Annotated in this window: 12 protein-coding genes; 6 read left to right on the top strand and 6 right to left on the bottom strand. The window is 70.8% G+C overall.

What is annotated here, in order from left to right; genetic code table 11:
• Nucleotides 1-155 precede the first annotated feature (155 nt).
• Both AB0F91_RS44280 and AB0F91_RS44275 read right to left on the bottom strand, forming a co-directional pair.
• Nucleotides 156-650 (bottom strand): DUF5130 family protein, encoded by a 495-nt coding sequence (locus tag AB0F91_RS44280; RefSeq protein WP_360608024.1) that lies wholly within the window; start codon nucleotides 648-650, stop codon nucleotides 156-158.
• The gene (locus AB0F91_RS44275; RefSeq protein WP_360608022.1) at nucleotides 637-891 is read right to left on the bottom strand and encodes a hypothetical protein; all 255 of its coding nucleotides are present in this window, start codon (nucleotides 889-891) and stop codon (nucleotides 637-639) included. Before AB0F91_RS44275 ends, AB0F91_RS44280 begins: the two co-directional genes overlap by 14 nt.
• 285 nt (nucleotides 892-1176) lie before the next feature.
• Between AB0F91_RS44275 and AB0F91_RS44270 the strand changes: the two genes are divergently transcribed.
• Nucleotides 1177-1530, top strand: a complete 354-nt coding sequence (locus AB0F91_RS44270) for a hypothetical protein (RefSeq protein ID WP_360608020.1) — start codon at nucleotides 1177-1179, stop codon at nucleotides 1528-1530.
• Between the two features lie 170 nt (nucleotides 1531-1700).
• Here AB0F91_RS44270 and AB0F91_RS44265 read toward each other — a convergent pair whose 3' ends face one another.
• Nucleotides 1701-2153: an HNH endonuclease gene (locus AB0F91_RS44265; RefSeq protein ID WP_220246993.1), complete on the bottom strand. Its 453-nt coding sequence runs from the start codon at nucleotides 2151-2153 to the stop codon at nucleotides 1701-1703.
• Between the two features lie 398 nt (nucleotides 2154-2551).
• Here AB0F91_RS44265 and AB0F91_RS44260 point away from each other — a divergent pair, with 398 nt between their 5' ends.
• Genes AB0F91_RS44260 through AB0F91_RS44250 form a run of 3 tightly spaced genes read left to right on the top strand, consistent with a single transcriptional unit; the run spans nucleotide 2552 to nucleotide 5553 of the window.
• Nucleotides 2552-3532 (top strand): mechanosensitive ion channel domain-containing protein, encoded by a 981-nt coding sequence (locus tag AB0F91_RS44260; protein WP_360608018.1) that lies wholly within the window; start codon nucleotides 2552-2554, stop codon nucleotides 3530-3532.
• Between the two features lie 33 nt (nucleotides 3533-3565).
• On the top strand, nucleotides 3566-3955 hold the full coding sequence (locus AB0F91_RS44255; RefSeq protein WP_360608026.1) for a globin: 390 nt from the start codon (nucleotides 3566-3568) through the stop codon (nucleotides 3953-3955).
• Nucleotides 3955-5553 (top strand): glycoside hydrolase family 13 protein, encoded by a 1599-nt coding sequence (locus AB0F91_RS44250; protein ID WP_360608016.1) that lies wholly within the window; start codon nucleotides 3955-3957, stop codon nucleotides 5551-5553. The genes AB0F91_RS44255 and AB0F91_RS44250 overlap by 1 nt, the downstream gene beginning before the upstream one ends.
• A 19-nt stretch (nucleotides 5554-5572) precedes the next feature.
• Here AB0F91_RS44250 and AB0F91_RS44245 read toward each other — a convergent pair whose 3' ends face one another.
• Nucleotides 5573-5761 (bottom strand): hypothetical protein, encoded by a 189-nt coding sequence (locus AB0F91_RS44245; RefSeq protein ID WP_360608014.1) that lies wholly within the window; start codon nucleotides 5759-5761, stop codon nucleotides 5573-5575.
• Between the two features lie 461 nt (nucleotides 5762-6222).
• On the opposite strand from AB0F91_RS44245, the gene AB0F91_RS44240 reads away from it, so the two are divergent.
• Nucleotides 6223-6426, top strand: a complete 204-nt coding sequence (locus tag AB0F91_RS44240) for a cold-shock protein (RefSeq protein WP_220243000.1) — start codon at nucleotides 6223-6225, stop codon at nucleotides 6424-6426.
• Nucleotides 6427-6790: 364 nt separating this feature from the next.
• Nucleotides 6791-7687 carry a fatty acid desaturase gene (locus tag AB0F91_RS44235; protein WP_360608012.1) on the top strand — a complete coding sequence of 299 codons (897 nt, stop codon included), beginning with the start codon at nucleotides 6791-6793 and terminating at the stop codon, nucleotides 7685-7687.
• Here AB0F91_RS44235 and AB0F91_RS44230 read toward each other — a convergent pair.
• Both AB0F91_RS44230 and AB0F91_RS44225 read right to left on the bottom strand, forming a co-directional pair.
• A complete protein-coding gene (locus tag AB0F91_RS44230) occupies nucleotides 7674-8096 on the bottom strand; it encodes a DUF6292 family protein (RefSeq protein ID WP_360608010.1) in 423 nt (140 codons plus the stop codon). The two genes, AB0F91_RS44235 and AB0F91_RS44230, sit on opposite strands and share 14 nt — an antisense overlap.
• A 214-nt stretch (nucleotides 8097-8310) precedes the next feature.
• Nucleotides 8311-8580, bottom strand: coding sequence for a hypothetical protein (locus tag AB0F91_RS44225; RefSeq protein WP_360608008.1), 270 nt, complete (start codon nucleotides 8578-8580; stop codon nucleotides 8311-8313).
• Nucleotides 8581-8651: the final 71 nt, after the last annotated feature.

The following is an 8651-nucleotide window of genomic DNA, read 5'->3' as shown; positions in this document are numbered from 1 at the left end:
TCGCGCGCCGCTGTTGGCCGCCTCCCCCGCCGGGGCCTATCCCCCCCCGCCGGGGGGGGGGGGGGGGGCCCGCCGGGGGGCGGCCCACCACCCCGAACGCCGAAGGGGGCCTCCTCGACAGTCGAGGAGGCCCCCTTCGGTGCGTCAGGACGACGTCAGTGCTTCGGGTCCGGCCCGGCCTGGTCGCTCAGCATGCGCAGGGCGTTGACGAGGCCGCCGACCAGGTCACCCTCCTTGAACGACGCGACCATGCTCGCCACGGCCAGGTTTGCGCCGCGGTCGGGCAGGCGGACGTGCGAGCGCTCGCCGATCACGATCTCGATCGCGCGCTGCGCGGGCGAGACCGCGACAACCACGGCGTTGGCCGGGTCCTCGGTCGAGGCCAGCAGCTTCTCGGCCCCGGCGCGGGTGTCCTCGCCGAGGTCGCCGAGGTACACGCTGAAGGCGACGCCGGTTTCGCGCGTCGCGAAGGTCAGTGCCTCGTCCAGGCGGGCGAGCTGCTGAACCGAAAATGGGCTGGTCGGCTCGGCCGGCTCGTACATCTTGGCCGCGGAACGGCGGCCGCTGTTGGTGATCACCTCACCAAAGGGCAGGTCTTTCTCGGCGACGTCCACGGCCGAGGCCGAGTGCGCGAGTTCACCACTTGCCACGTGCGCCTCCGGCAGCGGTCAGGGTGCCCGAGGGCTCCACAGAGTCCGGATCGACGGCGTGGTGACCCGCACCGACACCCTCCGGGTTGGCGGTCCACCACATCGCGGGGTACTCCCACGGCTGTCCCGGCCGGTACCGCGGCGTCCCCGAGAACTTCTTCCGCAGGGTGGCCGCACCGACCACCAAGTAGATGGCCAGGGGGATGACCGCGTAGACCAGGATCGTCTCGACAACGTTCACGCCGGTGAGCGTATCGGATGGCCCTGGTGGCCACCGCACGGCGCCGCGCCGGGACGCGACCGCTCGTCGTGCGGGAGCGCCCGTCCGCCGCTTGGCTCGCACGCGCTGGAACGTTGGGGCGAAGCCGGGCGGGCCGAAAGGTTGCAACTCAACGTACAGGCGGCCGTACCGGTCGCCCCTGTCTTGTCGGCGCACTGAAATGCTCGTAGCTTTTTCACCTGTACGGGCCTTGCGGTCCGCTCCTCAGCCCCAGCAGGTCACGCACCGGTCCCAGGAGGCCACGTCATGCAGAACGTCCAGCCCCCCGCTCAGGCGATCACCGATCCCATTTCGTCACCCAGCGAGACCGAATTCCTGACCGGAACGCGTGTGACGTCCGGCACAAGGGTTACCCGCGGTACCCGGGTCACTCGCGGTACCCGCGTCACCGGGGGCACGCGGGTCACGCGGGGCACTCGAGTCACCCGCGGCACGCGCGTCACCAACGGCACCCGCGTGACGGCCGGCACCCGAGTAACGAGTGGCACCCACGTGACCCGCGGCACGCGCGTCACCAACGGCACGCGAGTCACGTGCGGCACCCGAGTCACCCGGGGCACCCGGGTGACTTCGCAGGCCGACTTCGCGCTGGCCGCCTGAGAAAAGCAGGACGCGCGCACCCGGCGTAGGGGCGCGCGTGAAGGTGGAACCACCGCGCGGGAACACGCGCGGACAGGGCTCAACGACTCATCGGCTCGCCCCGGCCGCCGCACAGGCAGCCGGGGCGCCGACGTGTCAGAGCCTTTCCCACGGGCCCGTCAGACAGTCCGTCAGGCCGCGGAACCCAGGTACGGCCGCCACAGCGGGTCGGCCTCCTTGGAGTGCGCCAGCAGGCGCCAGTGCGGGCCGTGCGGCGCCCGCGGCACCACGCGCAGGCGCCAGCCCAGCTCCGAGAGGAGCTTGTCGGCTTTGCGGTGGTTGCACTTGGCGCAGCAGGCCACGCAGTTGGTCCAGCTGTGGGGTCCGCCGCGGCTGCGCGGCAGGACGTGGTCGATCGTCTCGGCCCGGCCGCCGCAGTAGGCGCAGCGGTACCGGTCGCGGTGCATGAGCCCGGCCCGGGTCAGCGGCACCTTCGCGCGGTACGGCACGCGCACGTACGTGCTCAGCCGGATCACGGACGGGACGGGCAGCGACACGGTCGCGGCGTGCAGCTCCACACCGCCCGGGTCACCGTGGACAACTTCCGCCTTGCCGCACATCACGAGCACCACCGCGCGCCGCATGGGCAACGCGGTGAGGGGCTCGAAGGTGGCGTTCAGCAGCAATACGCGACGGCGGCCCCAGGACGGGGTCGCCGGGTCCCGGCCTCTACGCTGTCCGGGCGGACGGGAAATTCCCCCTGGTCGGGTCCCCGGCCCGGCCGGGTTCGTTCCGCCGGGTGCGGAACCTCCCGGGCAGGCGCGCAGGACCGTCTCCGGCGACTGCTCGGCCATGGCTTGGCCGGCGCCGCCGAGGGGGACGGGTTGTCGGTCTGGCACTCGACCACCTCCACCGGTGCAGGCATAGTCGACCACACATCAGCCCCAAAGTGCACGTGTGTTACGTGACGTGTCACGTGCCCGCGACCCAACATCCACTTGCCGTTGGGTGAACCGAAGCGACGGAAGGACTGTTCCACCCCGTGAACGCCGTGCTCAGCGCCCCGCCAGCGTGCATCTCCGACCCCAGCACGTGGTGCTCGCAGGTCTTTTCGATCACGCACAACGAGTGGCTCGCCGGTTCGGCGGGCTGGCTCGTGACCAAGCCGCTGCGGATCATCCTGATCCTCGTTCTCGCGTTCGTGGTGCGGTATCTCACACGCCGGCTCATCGACCGCGTGACCACGCTGCCGCGCGCCGGCAACGGCAAGCTGCCCGCCCTGTTGAGACCGCTGCGCGAGCGCGCCCCCGACGTGCTCGGCCCGGCGGTGGTGGAGCGGCGCCGGCAGCGCGCCGCGACGATCGGCTCGGTGCTGAAGTCGATGTCCACGTTCCTCATCTACGGCCTGGCGTTCATCCTCGTGCTGGGTGAGCTGGGCATCAACCTGGCGCCGATCATCGCGTCGGCGGGCATCGTCGGCGTCGCCCTCGGGTTCGGCGCGCAGAACCTCGTGCGCGACTTCCTGTCCGGGATCTTCATGATGATCGAGGACCAGTACGGCGTGGGCGACGTCGTGGACATCGGCGCGGCGACCGGCACCGTCGAGGCCGTGGGCCTGCGCATCACCACGCTGCGCGACCTCGGCGGCACCGTCTGGTACGTGCGCAACGGCGAGGTGCTGCGCGTCGGCAACTCCAGCCAGGGCTTCGCCGTAGCCGTGGTCGACGTACCGCTGGGCTACTCCGCCGACGTCGACCTCGCCACTACCGTGCTCACCAACGCGGCCACGAAGGCGTCCGAGAGCGAGGCGCTCGCCGCCAACGTGATGGAGCCGCCGGAGATGTTGGGCGTGGAGAAGGTCACGCCGGAGGGCATCCAGCTGCGGCTGACGGTGAAGGTGCGGCCCGGCAAGCAGTGGGCCGTGCAGCGGGCGCTGCGCGCGCACCTGCTCGCCGCGCTGGAGCAGGCGGGCTTCGAGCCGCCCCTCGGCCGGTACCTGTCCGCACCGGGCGCCGACAAGTAGCCGCGGTAAGGGCAAGATGGAGGGGTGTCGACTGTGAGTGGCTCCGAACCCGCGAACCTGTACGAGGCCGTGGGCGGTGAACCGACGTTCCGGCGCATCGTCGCGCGCTTCTACCAGGAAGTGGCGACCGACGAGATCCTGCGCCCGCTGTACCCGGAGGAGGACCTCGGCCCGGCCGAGGAACGCTTCCGGCTGTTCCTCATCCAGTACTGGGGCGGCCCGCACACCTACTCCGACCGCCGGGGCCACCCGCGGCTGCGGATGCGCCACGCGCCGTTCAAGATCGGCCCGATCGAGCGCGACGCGTGGCTGCGCGCGATCCGCGTGGCGGTCGACGAGGAGAACCTGCCCGAGCCGTACCGCGAGCAGCTGTGGGCCTACCTCGAGATGGCGGCCCACAGCATGATGAACAGCTTCGTCTGATGAGACCCCCGGTGGCGGGGCGCCACCGGTCCCCGGAGGACCGGCCCCGCCCGGCGTGGTGGTCCGACGCCGTCTTCTACCAGGTCTACGTGCGCTCGTTCGCCGACTCCGACGGCGACGGGGTCGGCGACCTCGAAGGCGTCCGCAGCCGGCTGGGGTACCTTGAGCTGCTCGGCGTCGACGCGCTGTGGCTCACGCCGTTCTACCGCTCCCCCATGGCCGACCACGGCTACGACGTGTCCGACCCGCGTGACGTGGACCCGATGTTCGGCACGCTCGGCGACTTCGACGTGCTGCTCACCGAGGCGCACAAGCGCGGCATCAAGGTGACCGTGGACATCGTCCCGAACCACACCAGCAACCAGCACTCGTGGTTCAAGTCCGCGATGGCCGCCGCGCCCGGCAGCCCCGAACGCGACCGCTACGTCTTCCGCGACGGCCGCGGCACCGACGGCTCGGAACCGCCCAACAACTGGGTTTCCGTGTTCGGCGGGTCCGCCTGGACGCGCGTGCCCGACGGGCAGTGGTACCTCCACCTGTTCGCCCCGCAGCAGCCGGATCTCAACTACGCCAACGCCGACGTGCGCTACGACCTCGAGCGCACGCTGCGGTTCTGGCTCGACCGCGGTGTCGACGGGTTCCGCATCGACGTGGCCCACGGCATGGCGAAGCCGCCCGGCCTGCCCGACATGGACCCGCGCGCGGCCGGGTTCGGCGGCGGCGAGCACTACGACCCGCGCTTCGACGACGACGGCGCGCACGAGGTCCACCAGATGATCCGCAAGGTGCTCGACGAGTACCCGGACACGATGGCCGTCGGCGAGATCTGGGTGCACGACGAAGAACGCCTCGCGCGCTACCTGCGGCCCGACGAGCTGCACCTGGCGTTCAACTTCCGCCTGGTGCTCACGCACTTCGACGCCGACGCGATGCGCACGTCGATCGAGCGGTCGCTGGCCGTGCCGCGCGCGGCCGGCGCGCCCGCCACGTGGACGCTGTCCAACCACGACGTGTGGCGCACCGTGAGCCGCTTCGGCGGCGGCACGGCCGGGCTTCGGCGCGCGCGGGCCATGGCGCTCGTGGAGCTGGCCCTGCCGGGTGCGGTCTACCTGTACAACGGCGAAGAGCTCGGCCTGCCGAACGGCGAGATCCCGCCCGAGGCGATGGCCGACCCGCGAGCGCGCAGCCAGGGCCCGCAGTTCAGCCGGGATCCCGAGCGCGTGCCGATGCCATGGGAGGGTTCGCTGCCGCCGTTCGGCTTTTCGCGCAACCCGCGGACGTGGCTGCCGATGCCGGCCGAATGGGCGGAACTGACGGCGGAACGCCAGCTGGAAGACGTGTCGTCCACGCTCTCGCTGTACCGGCGGGCGGTCGAGCTGCGCAAGACCCACGCCGCGTTCCGGGTCGGTGACGAGCTGGAGTGGTACGGCGCGCCCGCCGGCTGCTTCGCGTTCCGTCGCGGCGGAAGGGGCGGCCTGATCTGCGCGCTGAACACGTCGGCGAGCTCGATCGCCCTGCCGCCCGGCGAGCTGCTGGTGTCCAGCAGCCCGCTCGTGGACGGCAGGCTGCCGCCGGACTCGGCGGCGTGGCTGGTCTGAGCGTGGTGAAGCGGGAAGGCTAGCCGCGGGCCCCGGCCTCGAGGCCCAGCATGGCCAGCAGGCCACGCAGGTCGTCCACGTCGCGGGCACGGCCGGCGACGGTCCGGGCCGCCTGGTTGCGCTGGTGGCGCAGGCCCAGCTCCGCGGAGACGCGGGCTCGGGCGAACTCACTGGTGTCGGGGGACAGCGGACGACGTTCCGAGCGCATCTGGCTCCTCTGTGAAATGCAGTCGTCGAGATTCAGGTGGGACGACGGCCGGCCGAGCAGCCGGCTCAGGCCTCGCGGTCGGCCGAAGACGACGCCGGCTCTGCTGCCGGCGCGCGGGAAGAACTCTCTCGACGTAACCGACGTTACACGACGTGCACCCGCGTGCACAATGAAGCACTGGTCAGTACCGGCGCCGGTCCACCTTCGGTCCACAAGGGACAGACAGTGCGAACGGGCCTCCGGCCACCGTGGCCCCACCTGATCAGTGGGCTGGTGCGACCGCGTCCGGCATGGTTAACTGACCGCGGTCATATTTTGTGTTCGTGCGGTGGGTACTCCCCGCAGCCACGCTCGCAAGATGCGCGGGCGTAGTGGTTCTCCGTCACCGGAAGATCAAACCGTCGGTCTTCGACCCGGGTGCCGAAGTGGTACCTCGATCGTTTTCAGTGGTGGAGACATTTATGACGCAAGGCACCGTGAAGTGGTTCAACGCCGAAAAGGGCTTCGGCTTCATCACGCCGGACAACGGCGGTGGCGACGTGTTCGTGCACTACTCCGAGATCCAGGGCAACGGTTTCCGTAGCCTGGAGGAGAACGCGCGCGTGGAGTTCGAGATCGGCCAGGGCCAGAAGGGGCCGCAGGCCACTTCCGTCACGATTCTCTGACGTCACAACGGTTTCCGAGGGGCCGGTGCCACGTGCACCGGCCCCTCGGCCGTTCTCGGGGAAGTGCGGGGCAAGTCCGCCGGGAACCCTGCCGGCGAACGGTTCGTTGAAGGAGAAGGTCGTGGCCGGCCCTCGAGGGCCGGACCGCACGAACGGTGTGCTCCCGCGCAACGGCGCGTTCCCTGAACTGCCAGGGCCGCCCGGGCACACCGCCGAACCGGCCTCGGTCCTGCAGAGTGCAGCGACCGGACCAGCTCGACAGGAGCGTTCCAGCATCGACACCCCTCGCGCCACCTTTCCTTCCGCTGCCCCAACGTCATCGAGCACAGCGACAGCCGTCCGTGAACGGCCCGCGCCCCAGCCCATGCTCGCCGGCCGCAAGACGGGCACCGAAGCCTTCCTCGTGAAGCTGTTCGCCGTGCTCCCCCTGCTTGCGGTCATCGCCGCGGTGCCCCTGGCCTGGGGCTGGGGGCTCAGCTGGCTCGACATCGGCCTCGCCGTCGGGTTCTACTACCTCAGCGGCCTCGGCATCACGATCGGCTTCCACCGTTACTTCACCCACGGCTCATTCCGCGCCCGCCGCGGCCTGCGGATCGCGCTCGCCGTGGCCGGCAGCATGGCGATGCAGGGCCCCGTGATCTCGTGGGTCGCCGACCACCGCCGCCACCACGCCTACTCCGACCGCGACGGCGACCCGCACTCCCCGTGGCGCTACGGCACCACGCCCGCCGCGCTGGCCAAGGGGTTCTGGCACGCGCACATGGGCTGGCTGTTCGACCGCGACAAGACCAACTCGCGCCGCTTCGCCCCGGATCTGCTGGACGATCCCGACATCCGCCGCGTCGACAGCCTCTTCCCCGTGCTGACCGCCGTGACGCTGCTGGCACCGGCGCTGATCGGCGGCCTCGCCACGATGAGCTGGTGGGGCGCGCTCACGGCGTTCTTCTGGGCCGGGCTCGTGCGGGTGGCAGCGCTGCACCACGTGACGTGGTCGGTGAACTCGCTGTGCCACATGATCGGTGAGCGCCCCTTCGAGGCGCGGGACCGCTCGGCCAACTTCTGGCCGCTGGCGATCCTGTCGTTCGGCGAGTCGTGGCACAACTCCCACCACGCCGACCCGACCGGCGCCCGCCACGGCGTGGGCCGGGGCCAACTGGACACGTCAGCTCGGCTCATCTGGCTGTTCGAGAAGTTGAACTGGGCGTCTCAGGTTCGCTGGCCCCGCCCGGAGCGGCTGGCGCGAAAGCTCAAGACCGCCTGACGACGGGCCGGACACGTCGTTCCAGCTGGGCCGCCAGCTCGCCTCGGTCGGCGGCGGCGCGGCTGGGCGGCGTGGTCCACCCGGCGTTGCCAGAAGCCGACACCACCTGGGCGACGAACCGGCCCACGAGGGCGGGTTCCGGGACGACGTCTCCGCCCAGGCGCGCGACGACGAGCGGCGGCTCGGCCGGCCGCGTCTCCACGGAAAGCGTCCAACCCTGCCGTGAGTTCCAGAGCAACATCAAGTCACGGCCGGGGTAGCGCGGCGAGCGGCGGCTCAGCGCCACGTAAGCCGTGACGGTGTCGGCGACCTCGCACGACGTCCCCTCCACGGAGACGTCCACGGCTTCGGCCACCGCGCGGACGTAGCCGACCAGCGCCCGTCTCAGCACCAGTGGATCTTCGTGCACGGCTTCGGTTGTCAGACGATCGGGACCGGACAGGAGCATGGGTCTCCCCTCCACCGCCGGCAATTCGGCTCAAGCGGGCGAAAACGGCCTGCGGACCGCGTGCGCGCAAAAAGCCACGACAACCGGCGGTGCGGTGTTCGAGGTCGCGCCGAATCGGACATCGGCGGCTGATCCGGCACCGACTCTACCCGGAGTTTCGGTCCACGGGGACCACCTAACCGCTCTGACCTCCGTTCATTCCACCCGAACCGTCGCCGGAATCGACCACTGACGTGGCGATCCACGCCGCGAACAACGCGGCTTGGACATACGGAGCTGCTTCACCCACGGCTCGGCCGACCTTCGAAAAGCGCCCGGGGCGCCCGGTTTGGCCCGCCGGCTCGGGCCCCTCGGCGTCCACCGGGCGGTCGGTGCGCCACGGCGTCTGCTCGGCTCGCACGTCGGCGAGGAAATCCGCCGTCGGGTCACCGTCGGGGTCGGTCATCTCCCCACCCTCGCACCGTCGCCGGGAAATCACCACGGCCGCAAGGAAATCGCAAGAAAATCAGAAGCGAA

It is taken from the genome of Amycolatopsis sp. NPDC023774 (assembly GCF_040639695.1).
Lineage (GTDB): Bacteria > Actinomycetota > Actinomycetes > Mycobacteriales > Pseudonocardiaceae > Amycolatopsis.
The sequence above is the reverse complement of the archived record's forward strand: the minus strand, read 5'-3'. Positions and strand labels throughout refer to the sequence as shown.

Excerpts from the sequence above, each read along its gene's own strand:
- AB0F91_RS44240 (WP_220243000.1), top strand. The coding sequence starts at position 6,223 with ATGACGCAAGGCACCGTGAAGTGGTTCAACGCCGAAAAGGGCTTCGGC.
- AB0F91_RS44225 (WP_360608008.1), bottom strand. The coding sequence starts at position 8,580 with ATGACCGACCCCGACGGTGACCCGACGGCGGATTTCCTCGCCGACGTG.
- AB0F91_RS44235 (WP_360608012.1), top strand. The coding sequence starts at position 6,791 with ATGCTCGCCGGCCGCAAGACGGGCACCGAAGCCTTCCTCGTGAAGCTG.
- AB0F91_RS44245 (WP_360608014.1), bottom strand. The coding sequence starts at position 5,761 with ATGCGCTCGGAACGTCGTCCGCTGTCCCCCGACACCAGTGAGTTCGCC.
- AB0F91_RS44265 (WP_220246993.1), bottom strand. The coding sequence starts at position 2,153 with ATGCGGCGCGCGGTGGTGCTCGTGATGTGCGGCAAGGCGGAAGTTGTC.
- AB0F91_RS44250 (WP_360608016.1), top strand. The coding sequence starts at position 3,955 with ATGAGACCCCCGGTGGCGGGGCGCCACCGGTCCCCGGAGGACCGGCCC.
- AB0F91_RS44270 (WP_360608020.1), top strand. The coding sequence starts at position 1,177 with ATGCAGAACGTCCAGCCCCCCGCTCAGGCGATCACCGATCCCATTTCG.